This window comes from uncultured Allobosea sp. (assembly GCF_945956895.1).
In the GTDB taxonomy this organism is placed as follows: domain Bacteria; phylum Pseudomonadota; class Alphaproteobacteria; order Rhizobiales; family Beijerinckiaceae; genus Allobosea.
The window spans coordinates 65,109-86,772 of the sequence record NZ_CAMFJF010000009.1 but is presented as its reverse complement, the minus strand read 5'-3'; the positions used below and the strand labels follow the sequence as shown (position 1 = coordinate 86,772).

General features: G+C 67.6%; 15 protein-coding genes. 7 read left to right on the top strand and 8 right to left on the bottom strand.

What is annotated here, in order from left to right:
* Positions 1 to 2: 2 nt before the first annotated feature.
* From Q0Q02_RS08130 to Q0Q02_RS08105, 6 genes are all read right to left on the bottom strand, one after another.
* A complete protein-coding gene (locus Q0Q02_RS08130) occupies positions 3 to 1,127 on the bottom strand; it encodes a zinc-dependent alcohol dehydrogenase family protein (RefSeq protein ID WP_293808373.1) in 1,125 nt (374 codons plus the stop codon).
* 197 nt (positions 1,128 to 1,324) lie between these two features.
* Positions 1,325 to 2,062, bottom strand: a complete 738-nt coding sequence (locus Q0Q02_RS08125) for an ABC transporter ATP-binding protein (protein ID WP_293808372.1) — start codon at positions 2,060 to 2,062, stop codon at positions 1,325 to 1,327.
* Positions 2,063 to 2,183: 121 nt separating this feature from the next.
* The gene (locus Q0Q02_RS08120) at positions 2,184 to 2,927 is read right to left on the bottom strand and encodes an ABC transporter ATP-binding protein (protein ID WP_293808371.1); all 744 of its coding nucleotides are present in this window, start codon (positions 2,925 to 2,927) and stop codon (positions 2,184 to 2,186) included.
* Positions 2,924 to 3,928, bottom strand: coding sequence for a branched-chain amino acid ABC transporter permease (locus Q0Q02_RS08115; protein WP_293808370.1), 1,005 nt, complete (start codon positions 3,926 to 3,928; stop codon positions 2,924 to 2,926). Before Q0Q02_RS08115 ends, Q0Q02_RS08120 begins: the two co-directional genes overlap by 4 nt.
* On the bottom strand, positions 3,925 to 4,803 hold the full coding sequence (locus Q0Q02_RS08110) for a branched-chain amino acid ABC transporter permease (protein ID WP_293808369.1): 879 nt from the start codon (positions 4,801 to 4,803) through the stop codon (positions 3,925 to 3,927). Before Q0Q02_RS08110 ends, Q0Q02_RS08115 begins: the two co-directional genes overlap by 4 nt.
* Before the next feature lie 163 nt (positions 4,804 to 4,966).
* Positions 4,967 to 6,103 carry an ABC transporter substrate-binding protein gene (locus Q0Q02_RS08105; protein WP_293808368.1) on the bottom strand — a complete coding sequence of 379 codons (1,137 nt, stop codon included), beginning with the start codon at positions 6,101 to 6,103 and terminating at the stop codon, positions 4,967 to 4,969.
* A 247-nt stretch (positions 6,104 to 6,350) separates the two neighbouring features.
* On the opposite strand from Q0Q02_RS08105, the gene Q0Q02_RS08100 reads away from it, so the two are divergent.
* A complete protein-coding gene (locus Q0Q02_RS08100; protein ID WP_293808367.1) occupies positions 6,351 to 7,616 on the top strand; it encodes an alkyl sulfatase dimerization domain-containing protein in 1,266 nt (421 codons plus the stop codon).
* Between the two features lie 169 nt (positions 7,617 to 7,785).
* Here the strand turns inward: Q0Q02_RS08100 and Q0Q02_RS08095 are convergent, their stop codons facing one another.
* Positions 7,786 to 8,307, bottom strand: a complete 522-nt coding sequence (locus Q0Q02_RS08095; RefSeq protein WP_293808366.1) for a DUF4142 domain-containing protein — start codon at positions 8,305 to 8,307, stop codon at positions 7,786 to 7,788.
* A 139-nt stretch (positions 8,308 to 8,446) separates the two neighbouring features.
* Here Q0Q02_RS08095 and Q0Q02_RS08090 point away from each other — a divergent pair, with 139 nt between their 5' ends.
* From Q0Q02_RS08090 to Q0Q02_RS08065, 6 genes are all read left to right on the top strand, one after another.
* Positions 8,447 to 9,202: a hypothetical protein gene (locus tag Q0Q02_RS08090; RefSeq protein WP_293808365.1), complete on the top strand. Its 756-nt coding sequence runs from the start codon at positions 8,447 to 8,449 to the stop codon at positions 9,200 to 9,202.
* A gap of 101 nt (positions 9,203 to 9,303) precedes the next feature.
* Entirely contained in the window at positions 9,304 to 11,316 is a 2,013-nt protein-coding gene (locus tag Q0Q02_RS08085; protein WP_293808364.1) for an autotransporter assembly complex family protein, read from the top strand.
* A complete protein-coding gene (locus Q0Q02_RS08080; protein WP_293808363.1) occupies positions 11,316 to 15,632 on the top strand; it encodes a translocation/assembly module TamB domain-containing protein in 4,317 nt (1,438 codons plus the stop codon). The genes Q0Q02_RS08085 and Q0Q02_RS08080 overlap by 1 nt, the downstream gene beginning before the upstream one ends.
* 406 nt (positions 15,633 to 16,038) lie before the next feature.
* Entirely contained in the window at positions 16,039 to 17,358 is a 1,320-nt protein-coding gene (locus Q0Q02_RS08075) for a porin (protein WP_293808362.1), read from the top strand.
* Between the two features lie 270 nt (positions 17,359 to 17,628).
* Positions 17,629 to 19,971: an OmpA family protein gene (locus Q0Q02_RS08070; protein WP_293808361.1), complete on the top strand. Its 2,343-nt coding sequence runs from the start codon at positions 17,629 to 17,631 to the stop codon at positions 19,969 to 19,971.
* 9 nt (positions 19,972 to 19,980) lie between these two features.
* Positions 19,981 to 20,739, top strand: coding sequence for a hypothetical protein (locus Q0Q02_RS08065; RefSeq protein ID WP_293808360.1), 759 nt, complete (start codon positions 19,981 to 19,983; stop codon positions 20,737 to 20,739).
* A 6-nt stretch (positions 20,740 to 20,745) separates the two neighbouring features.
* Here Q0Q02_RS08065 and Q0Q02_RS08060 read toward each other — a convergent pair whose 3' ends face one another.
* Positions 20,746 to 21,639: an alpha/beta hydrolase gene (locus tag Q0Q02_RS08060; RefSeq protein WP_293808359.1), complete on the bottom strand. Its 894-nt coding sequence runs from the start codon at positions 21,637 to 21,639 to the stop codon at positions 20,746 to 20,748.
* Positions 21,640 to 21,664 lie beyond the last annotated feature (25 nt).

The window sequence follows — 21,664 nt, the reverse complement described above, 5'->3', positions numbered from 1 at the left end:
CCTCACATCCTGACGATGTGGCGGATCGTGCGGCCCTCGTGCAGAGCGGCGAAACCCTCGTTGATCTCGTCGAGGCTGCCCGAGCTGGTCCAGAGCTTGTCCACGGCGAGCCGCCCGCGCTGGTACAGTTCGATGAAGCGCGGGATATCGCGCGAGGGCACGCAGGAGCCCACGTAAGACCCCTTCAGCGTCCGCTCCTCCGCGACGAGCCTGACCGGAGAAAGCGAGAGCGTATGGGCGGGGTTGGCGAGGCCGGCGGTCGTCGTCGTGCCGCCGCGCCGCGTGATCTGGTAGGCGAGGTCGAGCGCCTTGACCGAGCCGGCCATCTCCAGTCCGTGGTCGACGCCGCCCTTGGTCGCTTGCCTGATCGCCTCGACCACATCGGGCGTATCGGCCTTGAAAGCATCGGTCGCGCCGAGCGCCAGCGCCAGATCGAGCTTGTCCTGCGCGAGGTCGACGGCGATGACGCGCGAAGCGCCGCAGGCGATGGCGCCGAGCAGGGCCGAGAGCCCGACGCCGCCGAGCCCGACGACCGCCACGGTCTCACCGGCCTTGATCCGCGCCGTGTTCACGGCTGCGCCGACGCCGGTCAGCACGGCGCAGCCGAACAGGGCCGCGATCTCATGCGGGATATCGGCCTCGATCTTGACCAGCGAGCGGCGCGAGATCACCGCATGCTCGGCGAAGGCGGAGACACCGATATGGTGATGCACTGGCTGGCCATCGACCGAGAGCCGTCGCCCGCCGCCGAGCATCTCGCCGCGGCCATTGGCGGCGTTGCCGGGCTCGCAGAGGGCAGGGCGGCCCTCGGCACAGGGCGCGCAATGCCCGCAGGACGGCACGAAGACCATCACGACGCGGTCGCCGGGCTTGAGGTCATCGACGCCTTCGCCGGTTTCGACGACTTCACCAGCGGCCTCATGGCCGAGCACCATCGGCACCGGGCGCGGGCGATTGCCGTCGATCACCGAGAGGTCGGAATGGCAGAGGCCCGCAGCGCGGACCCTGACCAGGACTTCGTCGCGGCCGGGCGGCGCGAGGTCGAGTTCCTCGATCCGCAGCGGACGGCTCTGCGCATAAGGCGCCACAACCGGGCTTGCGTTCAGGACGGCGGCGCGAATCTTCATGGGTGGGCTCCGGACTCGGTATCCGCCGCCATCCCGACAGGAGAGGGCGCCGCTGTCAAAGCGGAATGGCGCAATCCTTTGCCGTCATTCCGGGCAAGCGAAGCGCAGACCCGGAATCCATCGTAGAGTGAGGTGCCCTTCGATGGATTCCGGATCGGCGCCGCTTCGCGGCTTGTCCGGAATGACGAAGGGGTTTTTCAGGCCACCTCGCTCAGCGTGCCGCCGAGGAAGAGCTGGCCGATGCGCGGATCGGCCAAAATCTCCGCCGCCGGTCCCTGCATGCGGGTGCGGCCAAGTTCAAGCACCAGCCCTTCGTCGGAGATCTCCAACGCCGAGCGGGCATTCTGCTCGACCATCAGGATCGAGACGCCTCTGGCACGAAGGTCCTTCAAGATACCGAAGGTCTCCTGCACCATCAGAGGCGAGAGGCCGATCGAGGGCTCGTCGATCAGCACGAGCTTGGGGTCGAGCAGCAGGCCGCGCACGATTTCGAGCTGCTTCTGCTCGCCGCCGGAGAGTGTCGAGGCCTGTTGGCCGGCCTTGGCGCGAAGCGCCGGGAACCGGTCGAGCGCGGCCTCCAGCCGCTGCGGCATGTCGGTAATCCCCGAGCCGGCAGCGACCGTGCCGAGCTCGATATTGTGGCGCACCGAGAGCTCCGGGAAGATGTTGCGCCCCTGCGGCACATAGCAGATGCCGGCTTCGAGCAATTTGCGCTGGTTCCAGCCGGTGATGTCCCGCCCGTCGAAGCGGATGCGGCCCTCGCGCAGCTTGATGAGGCCGAAGATCGCCTTGAACACCGTCGACTTGCCGGCGCCGTTCGGCCCGATCACGGTGGTGATCGCACCGCGCTTCACGGCAAACGAGGTGCCGTTCAGGATGGTCATGGCGCCATAGCCGCCGACCACGCCGTCGAGTTCGAGGATGGGGGTGGTCATTCCGCGTTCCGTCCCTTCCGCGTCATTCTCGGGCGAAGCGTAGCGCAGACCCGAGAATCTCATCCCGGAAGAGGCGCCTTCTCGTCCTGAGATGCTCGGGTCAAGCCCGAGCATGACGTGCCTAGTGTCCCAGATAAGCTTCGATCACCGCCGGATTGGCGCGCACTTCAGCCGGTGTGCCTTCCGCCAGCACCTTGCCTTCCGCCAGCACGATCACGCGGGTGCAGAGCGACATCACGAAATCCATGTTGTGCTCGATCACCACGAAGGTCGCGCCCTGTTCGGCGTTGATCGCGCGCAGACGCTCCTTGAGATCACCCAGCATGGTGAGGTTGACGCCGCCGGCCGGCTCGTCGAGCAGCACGAGGCGGGGGCCGGCCATGAAGGCCATCGCCGCATCGAGCAGCTTCTGCTGGCCATAGGAGAGGCCGCCGGCCTTGGCGTCCGCGAGATGGCCGAGCTTGAAGAAGCCGATCATCTGCTCGGCCTTCTCCGACAGTCCGGCATCGCTCGCGCCGAACAGGCGGCCGAGCATCGAGCCTTGATGTTCTTGGCCCGCCAAGATCAGGTTCTCGCGCACAGACAGTTCCGGGAAGACCTGCAGCAGCTGGAAGGTGCGGCTGACGCCGAGCCGGTTGAGCGCGGACGGGCGCATGTTGGTGACATCTAGGCCGTCGAGCTTCACCGCGCCTTGCGATGGCTCGAGCTGGCCGAGGATGCAGTTGAACAGGGTCGACTTGCCGCAGCCATTCGGGCCGATGATGCCGAGGATCTCGCCCTCTTGCACCGAGAACGAGACACCGTTGACCGCTTTGATGCCGCCGAATGCCTTGTGCAGGTCGTGGACTTCGAGGACCGGGCTCATCGCGCGCCTCCGGTCTTGCGCCGGAGCGCATTCCAGCCGCGTTCGATCAGGCCGCAAACGCCCTGCGGGCAGATGACGAGGAGCGCGAGCACGATCGTTGCGAAGATGATCAGGTAGAGCGACCCGGCGAAGCGCAGCCATTCCGGCAGCACGACGCCGAGCAGCGCACCGACGAAGGGGCCGAGGAGATAGCCGGAGCCGCCTGCGACCACCATCAGCAGCAGGAACAGGCTCTGCGACAGCGAGAAGGGCGAGGGATCGATGAACTCGACCAGCGGCGCATAGAGCGAGCCGGCAAAGCCGCCATAGGCCGAGCCGATCGCGAAGGCGAGCAGCGTGTAGGCGCGGGTATCGATGCCGAGGCTCGCGGCCCGGACCGGGTTCTCGCGCAAGGCCGTGAAGGCGCGGCCCCAGGGCGAGCGGACGAGCCACCACAGCTTCAGCGACAGGATCAGTGTGACGACGACGACGAAGCGATGAAACTCCAGCGCGCCGAACAGCTTGATGCCGAAGAAATCGGGTCGGTTGATATTGGAGATGCCATAGACGCCACCGGTCAGCCACTGCTCGTTGCGGATGAGCAGCCAGATCAGCGTCGAGAAGGCGAGCGTGACGAAGGCGAGGTAATGTGTTCGTACCCGGAGCGCCGGGAAACCAAGGAGCAGGCCGACCGCGAAGGTCAGCAGGCCCGAAAGGGCGAAGGCGGCGTACCAGCTCACCCCGTATTTCGTGGTCAGGATCGCGGTGGCATAGGCGCCGAGCCCCGTGAAGGCGGCCTGCGCCAGCGAGCTCTGCCCGGCATAGCCGAGGGTGAGGTTCAGCCCCATCACGCCGATGCTCATGACGAGCCAGAGCGAGAGGACATAGGTGCCGTAGCGGCCCATCCCGACCGGTGCGAACCAGAGGATGACGGCACCGAGGACGAGCGCGACCAGCGCGGCATCGATCCGGCGGGCCGGGAGACGAGAGGCTGTGGAATTCTGGACGGCAGGGGCGCTCATACGCGGCGCTCCTCCTTGCGGCCCATCAGCCCCTCCGGCTTGACCAGGATGATGGCGACGAGCAGCACCAGCGGCACGGCCAGCCGATATTGCGTGGAGATATAGGCGGCGGCGAGCGAATCCGCGACGCCGATCAGGAGGCCGCCGACGAGCGCGCCGCGCACCTGGTTGAAGCCGCCGACGATGGCCGCGATGAAGGCGAACAGGCCGATGGTCTCGCCATTTGAGAACTTCGCCAGATAGATCGGCGAGATCAGCAGCGAGGCGATGACCGCGAGTGCGGCATTGAGCAGGAAGGTCAGCAGCACCATTCGCTCGACGGGGATGCCGAGGATGCGCGCCACTGTCGGGTTCTGCGCCGTCGCCTGCATCTGCCGGCCGAGCCGCGTGCCGCCGACGAACCATTGCAGCAGGCCGATCGCCGCGAAGGCGACGACGATGATCGCGAGATGCTGGAGCGAGATCGAGGCGCCGAGCAGGTTGATCATGTCGGTCGGCACCAGCGAGGGGAAGCTCTGCGCCTCCGCCGAGAAACCGTCCTTGGCGCCTTCCTTCATGATGGTCGATAGCGCCATGGTGGCGATGGCGAGCGGCAGCACGCCGTGCCTGATCATCGGATCGACGACGACGAGCTTGAAGCCCGCGCCGAAGATCAGCAGGAAGACCGCGATGCCGAGCAACCCGCCGGCCCAAAGCGGCAGGCCGAAGAGCTTGACGGCGAGCAAGATCAGCACGGCGGGCAGCATGACGAACTCGCCCTGGGCGAAGTTGATCGTCTGCGAGGTCTGCCAGACCAGCGTGAAGCCGATCGCGGCGAGCGCATAGATCGCGCCCGTGGCAATGCCGGCGATGAGATAGGCGATGAATTCGGCCATGCGATATGCGCTCGGTTGGAGAGCGTTTCGTGTTCAATCAGCGCGCGTCATCCCGGACGCAGCGAAGCGGAGTTCCGGGATCCATCGTAGAACGCCGCGCCCTTCGATGGATCCCGGGTCGAGCGCTGCTCGCCCGGGATGACGTTGAGGATATACGGGTTGCTTACGGCTTGATCCGGGGCAGGGTGGTGTTGATCACCTGCTTGCCGTTGACGACCTCGGCCAGGAAGCTTTCGCGGTCGAGATCGCCGTTCTGCTCGATCACCGTATCCATCAGGATGCCCGGCTCCTCGCTCGCCTTGATGGTTGCGCCGCGCAGCGTGTCGGCGACGCCCTTCTTGTCGAGCTTCTTCTGCTTCTCGGTCGCCCATTTCACCATGAACACGGCCATGTAGCCCTTCACGCCGTTATGATCGGAGGAGAAGCCGTATTTCTCGCGATAGCGCTTGCCGAAATCCTGCAGGGCCGGGATCGGCGCATCCGTCGAGAGGCCGACATGGCCCTTGACGCCATTGGCGGCATCGCCCGCGAGTTCCAGCACCTTGGCGCCGAGCAGGGTGGTCTCGCCGATCATCGGCTTGGTGATGCCCTGCTGCTTGGCGGCGCGCAGGAAGCGGGCGCTTTCCTCCTCATTCAGGTAGACGAAGACGGCGTCGGCATTGGCGTTCTTCACCTTGATCGCGTCGGCGGTGAAATCGGCCTGGCCCTGCTCGGTGGAGACGTCGGCAGTAACCTTGATGCCGGCCTTCTCCAGTTCGGGCAGGATGGTGTCGCGCCCGCCCTTGCCGAAGTCGTTATTGACCCAGACCACGGCGATCGAGCCGGCCTTGACGGTGTCCTTCAGGTATTTGGCGATCTTCGGCATCGCCGCCGCCTGGCTGATCGAGGTGCGGAAGATGTAGGGGTTGCCCTGGCGGGTGAAGCCGGCCGCCTCGCCACCGACGATCTGGGCGATCTCGGCGCGCTGCGAGATCTGCATGGAGGCGCCGATCGGCCCTGAGAAGATCGGGCCGAGGATGGCATAGGCGTTCTCGTCGATGGCGCGCTGCACGGCGGCGCGGGTGTTACCCGGATTGGTCTGCGTGTCGTAATGGACGATCTCGACGGGCTTGCCGAGGATGCCGCCCTTGGCGTTGATGTCGGCGGCGGCCATGTCGGCGCCGTTCTTCCAGTTGGTGCCGGCGGCAGCGCCCGCGCCCGACAACTCGATGACGTCGATCAGCTTGACCTTGTCCTGCGCCTGCGCCGGCAGGCTGAGCGCGGCGCCGAGCGCGGCGGCCATGACCCAAAGCGATTTCATGTCCCGTTTCCTCCCGGACGTTTCTTGTCGCATGCGCGGTCCTGGATGGCCGCAGCGTCCGCCCGCTTCTTGCCGGGCTTTGGGGCGGGATGTCCAGAGGCGAAGGGGCTGGGCGGGGCAGGCGTTTCCGCTTTACCGGGATGGTGCCGGTTGAGCCGCTGACGCCGGCTGTCAGCATGCGAACAGGCGGGCCTGTCGCCTGCGATCGATGGTGCTAAAGAGGGGAGGCTTTGCCGGAGGAGCCCGCATGAAACAGGACCCGTTGTTCGAGCGCCTCTGGGATGGCTCCGCCGCGATGGAGGAATGGACCGCTGCGGTCTCGCACGGCGCGATCACGCAGGTCGACGACAACATCATCACCGTCCACACGACCTATTTCTGCGGCAGTGTGACGGCGATCCGCACGCGCGAAGGGCTCGTCCTGATCGACACGGCCAAGCCGGACACCGCCAAGCAGACGCTCGATGTCATCCGCTCCTGGGACGATGGGCCGATCCATACCGTGATCTTCACGCACGGCCATATCGACCATACCAGCGGCATCAAGGTGATCGACGAGGAGGCGGATGCGCGAGGATGGCCGCGCCCGCGCATCGTCGCGCATCGCAATGTCGCCCGGCGCATGCAGCGCTATATCGACTCGCACGGCTTCAACAGCCTCGTGCAGAGCCAGCAGTTCAACATGCCCGGCTATGTCTACCCGATCGGCCAGCGCCGTCCCGACGAGGTCTATGACGACACCCTGTCGCTCACGATCGGCGGAGAGCGGCTCGAACTCTTCCATGGTCGCGGCGAGACGGATGACGCGACCTTCGTCTGGCTGCCGGAACGACGCGTGCTGGCGAGCGGCGATTTCGTGATCTGGGTGTTCCCCAATGCCGGCAATCCCCGCAAGGTCCAGCGCTTTGCGGCCGAATGGGCGCAGGCGTTGCGACGCATGGAGGAGCTCAGGCCGGACATCCTGATCCCTGGCCACGGCCCCGTCGTCTTCGGAGCGGAGCGTGTCGCGCGTATGCTCAGCGACGGCGCCGAGGCGCTGGAGCATCTCGTCCACGAGACGCTCACGCTGATGAATTCGGGCGCGACGCTCGAAGACGTCCTGAACAAGGTCAAGGTCCCAGCGAGCTATCTCGCCAAGCCCTATCTGCTGCCGAAATACGACGATCCGGAGTTTTTGGTCCGCAGCATCTATCATTTCTACGCGGGCTGGTTCGACGGCAACGCGGCCCATCTGAAGCCCGCCCGCACGACCGAACTCGCAGCCGAACTCGCCGAACTCGCCGGCGGCGCCCGCAAGTTGGCCGAGCGTGCGGAAGCCCTGGCAGGGCAGGGGCAGAACAGGCTCGCGGTGGCATTGGCCGAGCTCGCGGCATCGGCGCTGCCGGACGATCCTGGGCTCCAGGCCATCCGCGCCGCGACGCTCCGCAAGCTGATCGATGGTGAATCCTCGCTGATGGGCAAGGCCTTCCTCGCCGTCTATGAGCGCGAGGCGGAAGGCTGTTCGAAGGGCTGAGCGTACTGGGCGGGCGGAGGGCCCTCGGAGCCCTGAAATGCGGGTCATCCCGGACGAAGCGAAGCGTAGATCCGGGATCCATGCCTGAACCTCGACCGGAGGGGCTCTGGCATGGATCTCGGGTCAAGCCCGGGATGACGGCGCGGGGCCACTGAAAATCGGCTGGACCTTAAGGCTCGACCGGCAATGCGCGCGACTTCCGGTCGAGTTCACGGAACACCGGCAGCGACTGCGCGGCGAAGCTTTTCAGCTCGGGATCGTCGCCCTCGCCGGCATAGCGCTCCATCAGCAGGACCGCCTCGTGATGCATGCTGCGCTGGGCCTCGACATAGGCCTTGTCGAAGGCCGCGCCCTGCTTGTCGGTGAGGTCGCGCAGCAGGTCGAGATGGCGCGTGTCCGGCCGGTCGGGCAGGGCGATGTCCGAGCGCTTCGCGACGATGCGGCGCAGGCCGCTGGTCACGGCACCTTGCTGGCTGGCGAGGTCATGCGCGAAATCCTTGATCAGGGGTGAACTGCTCTTGTGCAGCGCCAATGTCGCCGATTCCATGCCGAACATCTGGGCAGTGGCGGTCTGGCGCACGAATTCGGCGGCCGGAACAGATGATTGTGCCGCGGCGGCGGAGCCGAACAGAACGACCCCGGAGAGCCCCTGAAGAAGGCTCCGCCGAGTACGATGAGTGATCTCGATCATCCTCGGGGAACCGCAAAGCCGCCGTGAGGTTCCATGGGCCGTATGCCGGGTGCCGGTGCGTTCAGCCGCCTTGTCGCATCTGGCCGGCTGCGATAGCAGGACCCTGTACGCTTGCCTGTCCGGATGCAGAGGACCTCCCATGCCGACCACCGTCGAGACCGTGCGCGATGCGCTGGTGAAGGCCCGCCGCGACCGTTCGCTGGCCGAGATCGCGAGCCTGCCGGTGCCGGCGACCCTGTCCGAGGGGCTCGTCGCGCAGGCGGCGGTCGGCAAGGCGCTCGGCCTGCCCGAAGCCGGCTGGAAGGTCGGCATCGCCGAGGACGGCACGGCGGTCGCCGGCCTGATGCCTGGCCCCTATCTGGCGCCCGGCGATGTCTATGAGGGGGCGATCGGTGCGGAATTGCGCATCGAGATCGAGCTCGCGCTCCGGCTGGCGCGCGACGTGCCGTTCCGCCCGGCTCAAGCCTATTCGCGCGCCGAACTACTCGCCTGCTGCGACAAGGCTTATCTCGGCATCGAGATCGTCGAGAGCCGCCTCGCCAACTGGGCCGGCAATGTCGCTTTCCCGCTCTGGCTCGCCGACGCGATGGGCCATGGCGGCTATGTCATCGGCCCGGAGATGGACATCGCCGCGCTGGATGACTTGACCGGCCTCGGCTGCTTCATCTCGCTCAATGGCGTGACGATTTACGACCAGCCGGCCGTGCATGGAAACGGGGACCCGATGACGCCCTTCCTCGCCTGGGCGAACCGCCAGAGCGACGATCTCGGCAGCCTGAAGGCCGGGCAGATCGTGACCACCGGCAGCCTTTGCGGCGGTGTGCTTTCGCCGGGCAAGGGCGAGGTCGTGACCCGGTTGTCGCCTCTCGCGACCGTGACCTTAACGCTTCGTTAGAAGGAACGGTCGAGTCCTTGAGCATTGCGCGAGCCTGTCGCCTGCCTATGATGGCGGCGGGCATGGGCACTGTTTGAGTGTGGGGGTTGCTTGGAGGGCGGATGCGGTTTTGGCGTAGGGCAGGGCATGCGGTCGCGCTGAGCGGCGGCTGTGCGTTTGCCACACTGCTGAGCCTGCAGGCTGAACCTGCCCGGGCTTTCGATCTGTCGTCGCTCGACGTGTTCGGCCTCTTTGCCAAGAAGGACGAGCCACCGGCGCCGAGCGCTGCCGCCTTGCCCTACAAGCTTGAATTCGATCTCGGCGAGGCCGACGATGCCAAGGCGTTGACGCGTTCGCTGCAGGACGCCTCGCTGCTCTATCGCCTGCGTCAGGACGCCCCGCCCGACGGCGAGAGTCTGTCGCGCCGGATGGCGACCGATCTCAACCCGATGCTCGATGCGCTCTGGTCGCAGGGCTATTTCAACGCCGAGCTCGCCATGGTCGTCGACGGCACGACATTGACGCTCGGCGTGGAGCCCAACGCGACGCTGATCCGGGCTCTGGAAGCGCATCGCAACCGGGACGCCGTGCCGATCACGATCAAGGCCCGCCCCGGCAAGGTCTTCGGGCTGCGCAGGATCGATGTCGTCGAGCAGGGCGAGGATGGGGCGCCGGCGATCGCCGATCCGCTCAAGGTCTCCCGGCTGAAAGCTGGGGATGCGGCCACCACGGCTACGTTGAAGGCCGCGCAGGCGGCCCTGGTCGATTACATGCGCGCGCAATCGCGGCCGCTCGCCAAGGTGGTCGAGCTGCGCCCGGTCGTCGACCACGCCGCCGGCATCATGGACGTGACCTATGTGCTCGCGCCCGGTCCGCTCGCCGGCTTCGGCGACATCACCATCGGTCAGACCGACGAGATCCCGCCGGCGGTCGTGCGCTCCTTCATCTATCTCGAGCCGGGTGATCCCTATTCGCCGAAGGCGCTGGCCGATACCCGCCGCTCGATCGCAACGATCCCCGCTGTGGGTTCCGTCCGCATCCGCGAGGGCGACAAGCTCGACGGCGCCGGCAACCTGCCGATCTTCGTCGAGGTGACCGAGCGGCCCAAGCGCCTGCTCGGCTTCTCTGCCCGCTATTCGACCATCGACGGCCCGGCGGTGAAGACCTACTGGGAGCACCGCAACCTGTTTGGCGGGGCCGAGCGCCTGCGGCTGGAGGCGAGCATCTTCTTCGCCCCGCGCATCGACGGCACCAAGATCCAGCGCTTCGGCGATTTCAAGGAATCCGATCTCGGCGGCCGCTTCGCCTTCAGCTTTATGAAACCGGCGCTTGGCGGCAGCCGCAACGACCTGCTGGTCGACGGCGTCGCGACGCGCGAGCGCGTCGGCCTCAACCGCTATGGCGGCTACACCGCTCGCTACGCCAACGCCACCACGGCGATCCGCCATCGCTTCAGCGATACCTTCTCGGTCCAGGCCGGGATCGAGGTCGAGCGCGGCCAGACCAGCGACGTGCTCGGGCAGGTGGATTACACCCTCGTCGGCATTCCCCTCTCGGTGAAATACGATTCCACCGACAACCTGCTCGATCCGACGCGTGGCTTCCGGGCCGCTGCTTCCTTCGCGCCTTATCCGACCTTCCTTGGCTCGACGGTCGGCATCTACCAGACCAAGGCGGCCGTCTCCGCCTATTATGCGCTCGACGAGGACGCCCGTTACGTTCTCGCCGGCCGTGTCGGCTTCGGCTCGGTCGCCGGCGCCAGCCTCGCCGACATCCCGGCGACGCGGCGCTTCTATGCAGGTGGCGGTGGTTCGGTGCGCGGCTATGCCTATCGCAGCCTGTCGCCGCTCGGGCCGTACGGGCAGATCATCGGCGGACGCAGCCTGCTGGAACTCTCGGCCGAGGCACGCATCAAGATCACCGATACGATCGGAATCGTGCCCTTCTTCGATGCCGGCACCGCCTTCGAATCGAGCCTGCCGGACGGCAAGCAGAAGCTGCAGATGGCCGCAGGTCTCGGCTTCCGCTACTATACCGGCATCGGGCCGATCCGCGTCGACATCGCCGCCCCGCTCAATCCGCGCAAGGGCGACAAGCCGGTCGCGCTCTATGTCAGCGTCGGGCAGGCCTTCTGATGCGCGGGATCCTCACCATACCCCGTCTCGCGTTGTTCGCCCTGCTGATGACGGCGGGCTTCCTCTTTTCGGCCCATTTCGGCGGCTTCGCCCAGAATGCCCAGACCGATCGCGGCGTCATCGCCGACCTGATCTCCAAGGTCTTGTCGAGCGATACCAGCCAGGTCTCGATCGGCCAGGTCAACGGCGCGCTGTCCTCCGATGTCGAGATCCGCGACATCGTGCTCTCCGACCGCGACGGCGCCTGGCTGCGGCTCGACCGCGTCCGCCTGATCTGGACCCGCAGCGCCCTGCTGCTGCGCCGGCTCGATGTCGACCGGCTCGAGATCGGCAAGCTCGAGATCCTGCGCAAGCCCGCGCCGCAGCCGGCCGGAACGGCGCGGCCGAGCAACGAGCCGATCCTGCCCGAGCTGCCGCTCAAGGTCATCATCCGCGCGCTCCAGCTCAACGAGCTGGCGCTCGGCGAACCCGTGCTCGGCGTCGCCGCCCGGCTGAGCGCCAACGGCGGTGCCCGGCTGGGGCCACCCAACGAGGGGCTCGACCTCAAGCTCGAGGCCAAGCGGCTCGACATGGGCGGGCTTTTCGACGTCAGCCTGTCCTTCGTACCCGAAAGCACGCGCCTGCAGCTCGCGGCCAAGCTCGACGAGCCGGCGGGTGGCCTGATCTCGAAGGTCGCGGGCCTGCCCGGCGAGCCGCCGGTCAAGCTCGACGTGACTGGCGACGGCCCGCTCGATGCCTTCCGCTCCAGCCTCGTTTTCACCGCCGGTCCGACGATCGGTGCCGACGGCTCCGCGACGCTGTCGCGCTCGGGTGCCGAACGCCAGCTCGCGCTCGCGCTCGATGCCCGTATCGAAGGGCTGATGCCGCCGCCGGTGGCTCCGGTCTTCGCGGGTTCCACCCGCCTCGACGGCTCGGTCGGCTTCCGCGACGATAGCGGCATCGACATCCGCAATCTCGCGCTGGTCTCGGCACTGGCGCGTCTCGACGTGCTCGGCCGTTACAATCCCGACAAGACGCTCGACCTGCGCGTCACGGCGGCAGCCCGGCCCAATGCCGATGGCCGCACGGTCGCGTCCGGCACCGAGATCGGCAAGCTCGCCTTCGACGCGACGATCCGCGGCCCGGTGGCCGGACCGACCGTCGTCGCGAAGCTCGACGCAAACGACGCCAAGCTACCGGCGGGGCAATTTGGCAAGCTCGCTCTTTCCTTCAACGCGACGCCGACCGGCACGATCGGCGAGCCCGGCACCCGTATCGCCCTGACCTCGGACGGAGAGGCCAGCGGCATCGTGCTGGCCGACAAGGCACTGATGCGCGCGGTCGGCGACAAGGTCACCTTCACCTTGCGCGGCACCGGGCAGGATGATGCTACGGCCGATTTCGAGATGCTGAAGCTCGCGCTCTCCGGCATCGAGCTCGACTATCGCGGCAAGCTCGGCCAGGCGCGCATGCTCGGCCAGTTGAAAGCCGTTCTGCCCGATCTCGCCCGCTTGAGCGGTCTCGCCGGGCGCCCGCTCGCGGGCAGGGCGGATATCACTGCCGATCTCGACGCGACGCCCCGCCAGAACAACTACACGGCGACGCTCGCGGGCAAGGCCGAGCGGCTCGCCACCGGCGAGGCCGCTCTCGACCGCCTGCTCGTCGGCAACCTGACGCTCGCCGGCCGCGTTAATGCCCTTGCCGGCAACTACACGGTGAACGGCCTGCGCGTCGCCGGCCAGCATGCGGCCTTCACCGCGGACGGCTCGATCGGCCAGCAGGAATCCGACCTGAAGCTCGCGCTGAACCTGCCCGATCTCAAGCGCGCCGATCCGCGCCTGTCCGGCCGTGGCGATATCACCGCCCGGATCACCGGCCCGCAGAACAAGCTCGATGCCACCGCTCGCATCGCCGTCGCTAACGCGACCGCGCTCGCCCGGCCGATTCCGCGCCTGACCATCGACGCCGTCGCGAAGGACCTGCAGGGCGCGCTCGATGCCAGCGTCACCTTGGCCGGCGAGGTCGATTCCAAACCGGCGACCGGCTCGCTGCGCGTCGCCCGCCAGCCCGACGACGGCTGGAACCTCTCGACGCTCGATTTCGCGCTCGGCTCCGTCCGCTTGAACGGCGGCCTGACGCTCGACACGGCGAGCCGCGCCGCCGGCCGCCTGACGCTTGCCGCCCGCAATCTCGACGATCTCTCCGCGCTGGCGCTGACCAAGCTCGGCGGCCAACTCGATGCCGATATCATCCTGGCGGCGCCGGACGGTCGCCAGGATATCGACCTGACCGCCCGTGGCTCGCGACTCGCCGGCCCTTCGCTGACCATCGACAAGCTCGATGCTCGCGCCAATGCCCGCGATATCTACGGCCGCCCGATGCTCGATGCGGCGATCGCCATCGACCGCGCCGTCGCGGCCGGCGAGGCGATCAGCGGCATCCGCTTCGATTCGAAGGGCGCGCCTGATGCCAGCGCCTTCACGCTCAGCGCCAATGCGCGCGGCTTCGCGCTGAAGGGCGCTGGTCGCCTCGTTCCGGGCGAGCCGTTGAAGCTGGAACTTGCCTCCTTCGACGCGCGTCGCGACGGGCGCGCGATCACGCTCGCCAATCCCGCCGCGTTCAGCTTTCCGGCCTCCGGCGTCGAGATCGCCAATCTCGCCCTGCTGGTCGACAAGGGGCGGGTGACGCTCGATGGCCGCGCCGGGCAGGCGCTCGACCTGCGCTTCGCCGCCCGGGACGTGCCGCTTTCCGCCGCGAGCATCGCGGTTCCCAGCTTGAAGCTCGGTGGCACGCTGAATGCCGAGGCGCAGATCAAAGGCAGACCGGGCGACCTCTCGGGGCCCTGGAAGCTCAGGATCGCCCAGCTCGTCACGCCTGAAACCCGCCAGGCCGGCCTGCCGCCCGTCGAGATCCAGGGCGAGGGCACGCTCAAGGGGGCTGCCGCCAGTATCTCGGCCACGGTGAACGCCGGCAAAGGCGCCAGCCTGACGGTGCGCGGCACTGCGCCGCTCAACGCCAGCGGCCCGCTCGACCTTTCCGCGCAAGGCCGCGTCGATGCCGCGCTCGCCAACACCATACTCGGCGCAAGCGGACAGCGCGTCACGGGCGTGGTCGCTCTCGACATGCGCGCCGGCGGAACCGCTGCCGCGCCGCGCCTCAGCGGCAACGCGACCCTGACGGGCGGCAGCTTCACCGACGCCCTGCAAGGCATCCGCCTGAATGCCATCGAGGCGCGGATAGCCGCCAATGGCGACAACCTGACGATCGAGCGTGCCTCGGCGAGCACCGTGAACGGCGGCACCATCTCGGCGAGCGGCCAGGTCCGGATCGATCCGGCCGCGGGCTTTCCCTGCACTATCCGTATCCGCGGTGATCGCGCGCAGTTGGTGTCGAGCGGCCTGGTCACGGCCGTAGCCGGCCTGAATCTCGAGATCACAGGCCCGCTGGCGCAACGCCCGCGTCTCGGTGGCCGGATCGACATCGCCTCGCTCGAGGTCTCGGTGCCGGACCGTCTGCCCGCCACGCTCCGGCCGGTCGATGGCATCAAGCATGCGAATGCGCGCGGCACGGCGGCGGCCCGCCTCGCCGCAGCGCGCCGGGCGCAGATGGCCAAGGGGCGCGGCCGCCCCGCCCCGGCTTTCGACGCGACGCTTGCCCTGACCGTTTCCGCGCCTGCCCGTGTCTTCATCCGCGGCCGCGGTATCGATGCCGAGCTCGGCGGCGAGATTCGCGTCGGCGGCACCTCCTCGGCGCCCGCTCTGGACGGCGGCTTCGAACTGCGTCGCGGCCGGCTCAGCGTCCTGACCCAGCGGCTCGATTTCAGCCGCGGCCGGCTGACTTTCGCCGGCGGATTGATTCCCGATCTCGACTTCGTCGCGCAGACCAGCGCCGGTGATGTGACGGCCAAGATCGTCATCAGCGGCCCCGCCGATCAGCCGGTCTTCGCCTTCACCTCACAGCCCGAGCTGCCGCCCGACGAAGTGCTGTCGCGGTTGCTCTTCGCCCGTGCCTCGGGCTCGCTCTCGCCGTTCCAGGCCTTGCAGCTCGCCCAGGCGGCGGCGCAATTCGCCGGCGGCGGCGGCGACGACACCTTCGAGCGGCTGCGCAAGTCTCTGGGCGTCGACAATCTCGACATCCAGATGGGCGCGGGCGGGCCGACGGTCGGAGCCTCTCGCTATATCAGCGACAATATCTCTGTGGGCGTGAAGGTCGGCTCCAAGCCGGAGGACAGCGGCGTCTCGGTCGGTATCGACGTGACCAAGCGCCTGAAGCTCCAGGCCGAGACCGGGGCGGACGGTAGCGCCGCCGTCGGAATCGGAGCCGAGTGGGAGTACTGAGCCCGTGCCGACGGGAATCAGGCTCTGAAGAGATTCGACCCGAGGTCCGTTCTCCGCGGTGCGATTCCCCCGTCTTTGCAAGGCAAAAACCGGTTGTGCGGTGCCGTTGGAGTTAATGCTTCGTGAATTTCGCCGGTCAAAGCGTGGCTCCCTTGCAACACCGGTTTCCAAAGCACCCCATTCCCCGGTCCGGGCGGATGATCGTGGTTGATCGGCGGGGCGCCTTTCGTATGGTGGGAATGCGTCGGGACGTTCCCGGTCGCTGTTTTTCGCCTTCGCCTCCGAAATAGGTCGGTGACGCAGGCGAAAGACCGGGAATAGGCAGGTTCTGCGATCAGGCTAGAAAGCTTGGGGCGGGGGGCAGGCTGAAGCCCGAGGGTCTCGAAACTCTTTTGGAGGTTACCAAATGAAGCTCGTCAAGAGCCTCCTCCTCGGTTCCGCCGCCGGCATCGCCGCGGTCGCCGGGGCTCAGGCCGCCGACCTTCCCTCGCGGAAGGCCGCTCCGGTCGAATACGTTCGTGTCTGCTCCGCTTTCGGCGCCGGCTTCTTCTATATCCCGGGCACCGACACCTGCCTCCGCGTCGGCGGCCGTGTCCGCGCTGAGTACCTCGTCCAGCAGCGCTTCAACGGCATCGGCCTCGACACGCAGGACCAGTACGGCATGCGCGCTCGCGGTCGTATCTACATCGACGCTCGTAACCAGACTGCCTATGGCACGCTGCGCACCTTCGTCCGTGTCGACACCACCGTCTCGAACGGCTCGTATGGCCAGGGCGTGAACTCGACCGGCCCGCAGTACACCGCCACTCAGGGCGGCGCTGGCGGCACCTCGGTCGGTCTCGATCGTGCCTTCATCCAGTTCGGCCCGATCACCGCTGGTCGTTCGCAGTCGTTCTTCGACTTCTACGCTGACGCTCTGAACTACGGCCCGATCCGTGGCTCGGACAACGGCGTCAATCTGCTCGCCTACACCGCCACCTTCGGCGGCGGCTTCTCGGCCACCCTGGCCCTCGAAGACTCCAACGAGCATCGCGTCGCCAACGGCAACTTCGTTCAGGGCGGTTCGGACTATCCGGATCTCGTCGGTTCGTTGAACGTCGCTCAGGGCTGGGGCTCCGCTCAGCTGTCGGGCGCCGTGTTCCAGCGCAAGACCCTCGCCAGCGTCGGCGTCGGCTCGGGCGACAAGACCGGCTTCGCCCTGCAGGCCGGCGTCAAGATCAACCTGCCCATGCTCGCCGCTGGCGACGAGCTCTGGCTGCAGGCTGCTTACGCCGAAGGCGGTCTCTCCTATCTCGGCTACGGCGGCAACAGCGCCGGCTCGACCTGGGGTGCCAACACGAACGTCGGCCGTCTGCTGATCACGAACTCCGACGCCAACGTCAACACGCTCGGCTCGGTCAAGCTGACCAAGGGCTACGCCCTGACCGCCGGCTTCCTGCACTACTGGACCCCCACGATCCGGCAGGCCGTGTATGGTTCGTACTCGAAGCTGGACTACGCCAACGGCATCGGCGCGGTCAACGCCGTCGGCTTGGATCCGGTCGAGTGGCGCGTCGGTTCGAACCTGATCTGGTCGCCGGTTGCCGGTCTCGACATCGGCGTCGAGATTCTCTACGCCAACGCCCGGGTCAAGAACTTCGTTCAGGCGGCTGGCCGTCCGGTCGGCGTCATGACCAAGTCGGACGACGCCTGGAGCGGCCGTCTGCGCATCCAGCGCGACTTCTGATCGGTTTCCGATCTTTAGTCAGGAAGCCCCGGGGAAACCCGGGGCTTCTTTTTTATGTGGGTTGTCCGGTCTCGCTGTTGACGGCCCCCCATTGCCTTCGGTCATGATCTCGCATGAATGCTCCGGCGACCGTTCCGTCAGTGGAATGGCGCCGAGCCTTCGCTGAATCGATATCTGCGGATCGCTCGATAAGCCTTTGAAAAACCGAGAGCGCTCCCAATCGTGAGTGCCGCGTGAAACCTTCGGGTCCACGCAGGCGGGGGGCTGTGCATGTCTCAACCGGCGCGTTGGCTCTGGGGGCTGATCCCACTGGGCTTGCTGTGGGGAGCTGGAAATCTCGCGCTCGATACCGCGATCGAGCGCGATGTCGGCTTGCGTGCCGAACAGGCCGTCGCGGCGGCTGCCGGCACGGCGCCGGGCGCACGCCCCATCGTGGCTCAAGTCGATGGTCGGGATGTCACCATCGGCGGCGAGGTCCTGTCCTCCGACGGCGCGAACAAGGCGATGGCCCGCCTGCATGGTGAGTTTGGCGTGCGCCGCACGCTCGGCGGCCTCTCGCAGGTCGTTGCCCAGAAGCCCTATTCCTGGTTCGCCAACCGCCGATCCGACATGGTGACGCTCGGCGGCTTCGTGCCGGATCTCGATACGGCGGCGGCCAACGCGGCGGTGGCATCGGCAGCCTTGCCCGGCCTGCGGATCGATGATCGCCAGGCGGTCGCCTTTGGGGCGCCGGAGGGCTTTGCTGCGATGGCCGTGGCGATGCTCGCCGAATTGCCGAAACTGGCTTCCGGCCGGGTCTCGCTCGACGATGGCCGCTTCTGCATCGAGGGGAAAGCCGCCAGTTCGGATTCGTTCCTTGATCTGGAAGCTGCACAGCCGCGCGCAGAACGTCCGGGTTTCCGCGCGGTCAAATGCGATCTCGAACCTCCGACCGTGACGCCCTATCGCTGGAGCGTCGAACACGAGGCGGGCGGCGGGCTGGTGATGCGTGGCCTCTATCCGGATCGGGAGGCCCGCGAGCAGATTCTCGCGGCGGCGCGGCTGGCTTTCGGTGCGGGGACGGCCCTTCGCGACGAGATGAAGCCGGCGCTCGGGGCGCCCTCGGCTTTCCTCGCGAAGGTGACGCGCGCCCTCGGGGATCTGGCGCGGCTGCGCGACGGAAAGGCCGAGCTCGACGGCGGGGACTACGCCCTGACGGGAAGGGGGCCGCAGGCCTATGATGCCTGCTTGGCCTTGCGACTGCAGATCGCCCAGATGGATGGCCCGGATTCGGTCGCGCGCGCCACGATCGAGTGCCCTCCGGCGCCCCCGCCGCCGGTGCCGGTCGTCGTGCCGATGCCCGAGGTGCCGGGATTGATCCTGAACGATGTCCTGCCGGCTTCGCCGAAGCCGGAAGGTTCTGCTCCAGCGCCCGCGCCGGCGCCGCCGCAGGGCGCAGCCGCCAACCCGCCGGCAGGTGCATCGGTGGCTGCCCCACGCGCGGTGGCGCCGGTTCCGCTGGAGTGGAGCGCGACCCGTAACGAAAGGGGGGTCCGCCTGAACGGAAAGCTGCCGGACGAGGCGGTGCGCAGGGATGTTCTGGCCACGGCGCGCCGCATTTTCGGCGAAGTGTCCGTCGAGGACCTTGCGGCGATCGAGCCGGCGCTGCGATCCGAGCTCGACCTGCGGGCTTCCACCGGTTTTGCGCTGGAGGCGCTGTCCAAGCTGCGGGCGGGGTCGGTGTCGATCAGAGAGAAGGCTTTCGCAATCGCGGGTGAGATGGCGGATGCCGCGAGCCTTGCGGCCTTGCGCGATCTTCTCGCGAGCCGTGCTCCGGCCGGTCTGGCCTTGGCTGCCATGCCGGACAACGTCGTCGTGCGGCCTTACGGCCTGTCGCTATCGGCGGACCGCACCGGCCTGCGGCTCTCGGGATATCTGCCCGATCAGGCGATGCAGGGAGTGTTGCAGGCTCTGGTCGCGGATTCTCCTCTTAAGGGCCGTTTCGAGGATGCGACGACGCTGGTTCCCGGTGCCCCGGCTGGCTTTGCCGAAGCGGCCCGCGCCGTGCTCGCCGATCTGCTGCGCCTCGACCTCGGCTCCGCATCGGTGGTGGACGACCGTGTCACGCTGCGCGGATTGACCTGCCGCGACCTGATCAAGAGCGAGGTCGAGACCAGCGCCGCTACCGGCCTGCCGCCCGGTTTCAAGGTCGATGCGGTCGTGGAGCTGCGCCAGACCGGCTGCGTGGTCGACCCGCCTGCGAGCTGCCAGAACGATCTCGACGGCTTGACCAGGCGCAACACGGTGCTGTTCGGCCAGGGGACCTCGGTCGTCGAGCTCGATGTCACGACCGAGCGCGTCATCGGCGAGGCGGCGGCCATCCTGAAGAAGTGTCCGGGTTCCCCGATCGTCATCGAGGGACATGCCAACCGAGACGGAGAGCGGCGCGGCTTCGACAACATGGACCTGTCGCTGCGCCGGGCCCTGCGCGTGCGCGACGAGTTGGTGCGGCGCGGCATCGAGCCCGGCAAGCTTGCGGTCAAGGGCTATGGCAGCACGCGCCCGCTCGTGTCGTATGAGGCGCCGGAAGCGCGCGCGATGAATCGCCGTGTTCAGTTCACCGTGGCGAAGTAGGAGGCGGACATGCTCTATCTCGCCAGCCAGTTTCTCTGGTTCCTGCTCGCCGCCTTCGGCCTGGGCTTCGCCATGGGCTGGATCAGCCATGACGGCGGCAAGGCCCGGTTCTGGAGCGGCGCCTGGACCGTTGTCGCCGTGCTCTGGGCAATCGGTGCAGCGCTAACCTGGCTCCAGTTCCTGAACGGCATGGCGGCGACCTGGGTCGAGACGGCGCTGCTGTTCACGGCCGTCTACTGGGCCGGATGCGTCTGCGCCGGTCTCCTGCGCAAACCGAGAGCTTCGCAGACGGCTGCCGAGCCCGTGACGGCGCCGCAGGCAGCGGTCGCCGCGAGCGCTCCGCTGGCCTCGCCGCCTGCAGCCGGACTGCCGCCGGTCGAGAACGAGGCGGACTTGCCCGGACAGCGCCCGGCCGGGCTTATCACCGCGCGCGACGACAAACCCGATGACCTGAAGCTCATCAAGGGCATCGGCCGGCAGAACGAGGGGCGCCTGCACGGCCTCGGCATCTGGCATTTCGAACAGGTCGCGGGCTGGACGCCCGCGAATGTCGAATGGGTCGGCGGCTACCTTGCCTTTCCCGGCCGGATCGAGCGCGAGGACTGGGTCGGGCAGGCCAAGCTGCTGGCGGCCGGGGCCGAGACGGAATTCGCGAGGCGCGCCAAGGCAGGCGAGGTCGAAACCTCGCGCGACGACGGCTCGGGCGGGCAGGACAATGTCGCGGCGATTACCACGGAGAAGGCCAAGGCCAAGCGCCCGAAACCCTGACCCGGATCAGGCCGCGCGGCGTTCGGCCCGGGCGATCAGCTTGGCGATCCGCCGGATCATGTCCTTCGAGCCGAGCAGCGGGGCGTGGCCCTGGCCGGGCGCGGTGTAGATCTCGCAATCGGGATGGCGCTCCGCCATCTCCTCCAGGGTCTTCTCGGCCAGCAGGTCGGAATTGCCACCGCGGATCGCCAGCATCGGCACGGCCTTGAGCGCGTCGAAATAAGTCCAGAGCACCGGCAGCGGCGCCTCGAGATCGAGCTCCTCCAGCCCCTTCATCAGCCTGACATCGTAATCGGGCCTGAGCGCGCCGTCGCGGTCCGTCCAGGTGCGGCGCGCCATCATCTCCCATTCCACCTCGCCCAGCGCGGGAAATTGCTGGTCGGAGAGCCGTTTCAGGATCTCCGCGCCCTCCTGGAAACTGCGCGGCACCGGCAGCTTGCCGACATAGCCGCGGATGCGCAGCAGGCCGCGCGCGTCGATCACCGGGCCGACATCGTTGAAGACGACGCCACGGATCGGGGCCGGCCGCGCCGCCGCCAGCGCCATGGTCAAAAGGCCACCGCGCGAGGTGCCGACGAAGACAGCCTGCTCGGTACCGGTCGCGACCAGAACCTGGACGAGGTCGTCGAGCTCGATCCGGATATCGTAGTTCTTCCAGTTCTTGTCGTATTCGGAGAGCCCACGACCGCGATAGTCGAGCGCGAGTACGCGCCGCGGCTTGGTCTCGTCGTCGGCGAGCGCCAGCGCCACTTCATGGAAATCGGCGGCAGTACGGGCGAAGCCGGGCAGGCAGATCACCGGCAGCGCAGTTGCCGCGAGCGGGCCGTAATCGCGAAAGTGCAGCTTGAGCCCGTCGCTGGCGCTGACGAAGCGGGAGGTAAAGCCGGATTCGGACGTCATGGCGGACTCAAAGGGCAGGCGCGGC

What these genes read in the sequence shown, in the direction of transcription:
- Q0Q02_RS08060 (WP_293808359.1), bottom strand. Translation starts at nt 21,639, where the DNA reads ATGACGTCCGAATCCGGCTTTACCTCCCGCTTCGTCAGCGCCAGCGAC.
- Q0Q02_RS08105 (WP_293808368.1), bottom strand. Translation starts at nt 6,103, where the DNA reads ATGAAATCGCTTTGGGTCATGGCCGCCGCGCTCGGCGCCGCGCTCAGC.
- Q0Q02_RS08065 (WP_293808360.1), top strand. Translation starts at nt 19,981, where the DNA reads ATGCTCTATCTCGCCAGCCAGTTTCTCTGGTTCCTGCTCGCCGCCTTC.
- Q0Q02_RS08100 (WP_293808367.1), top strand. Translation starts at nt 6,351, where the DNA reads ATGAAACAGGACCCGTTGTTCGAGCGCCTCTGGGATGGCTCCGCCGCG.
- Q0Q02_RS08125 (WP_293808372.1), bottom strand. Translation starts at nt 2,062, where the DNA reads ATGACCACCCCCATCCTCGAACTCGACGGCGTGGTCGGCGGCTATGGC.
- Q0Q02_RS08080 (WP_293808363.1), top strand. Translation starts at nt 11,316, where the DNA reads ATGCGCGGGATCCTCACCATACCCCGTCTCGCGTTGTTCGCCCTGCTG.
- Q0Q02_RS08085 (WP_293808364.1), top strand. Translation starts at nt 9,304, where the DNA reads ATGCGGTTTTGGCGTAGGGCAGGGCATGCGGTCGCGCTGAGCGGCGGC.
- Q0Q02_RS08130 (WP_293808373.1), bottom strand. Translation starts at nt 1,127, where the DNA reads ATGAAGATTCGCGCCGCCGTCCTGAACGCAAGCCCGGTTGTGGCGCCT.
- Q0Q02_RS08115 (WP_293808370.1), bottom strand. Translation starts at nt 3,928, where the DNA reads ATGAGCGCCCCTGCCGTCCAGAATTCCACAGCCTCTCGTCTCCCGGCC.
- Q0Q02_RS08110 (WP_293808369.1), bottom strand. Translation starts at nt 4,803, where the DNA reads ATGGCCGAATTCATCGCCTATCTCATCGCCGGCATTGCCACGGGCGCG.
- Q0Q02_RS08095 (WP_293808366.1), bottom strand. Translation starts at nt 8,307, where the DNA reads ATGATCGAGATCACTCATCGTACTCGGCGGAGCCTTCTTCAGGGGCTC.
- Q0Q02_RS08120 (WP_293808371.1), bottom strand. Translation starts at nt 2,927, where the DNA reads ATGAGCCCGGTCCTCGAAGTCCACGACCTGCACAAGGCATTCGGCGGC.
- Q0Q02_RS08070 (WP_293808361.1), top strand. Translation starts at nt 17,629, where the DNA reads ATGTCTCAACCGGCGCGTTGGCTCTGGGGGCTGATCCCACTGGGCTTG.
- Q0Q02_RS08075 (WP_293808362.1), top strand. Translation starts at nt 16,039, where the DNA reads ATGAAGCTCGTCAAGAGCCTCCTCCTCGGTTCCGCCGCCGGCATCGCC.
- Q0Q02_RS08090 (WP_293808365.1), top strand. Translation starts at nt 8,447, where the DNA reads ATGCCGACCACCGTCGAGACCGTGCGCGATGCGCTGGTGAAGGCCCGC.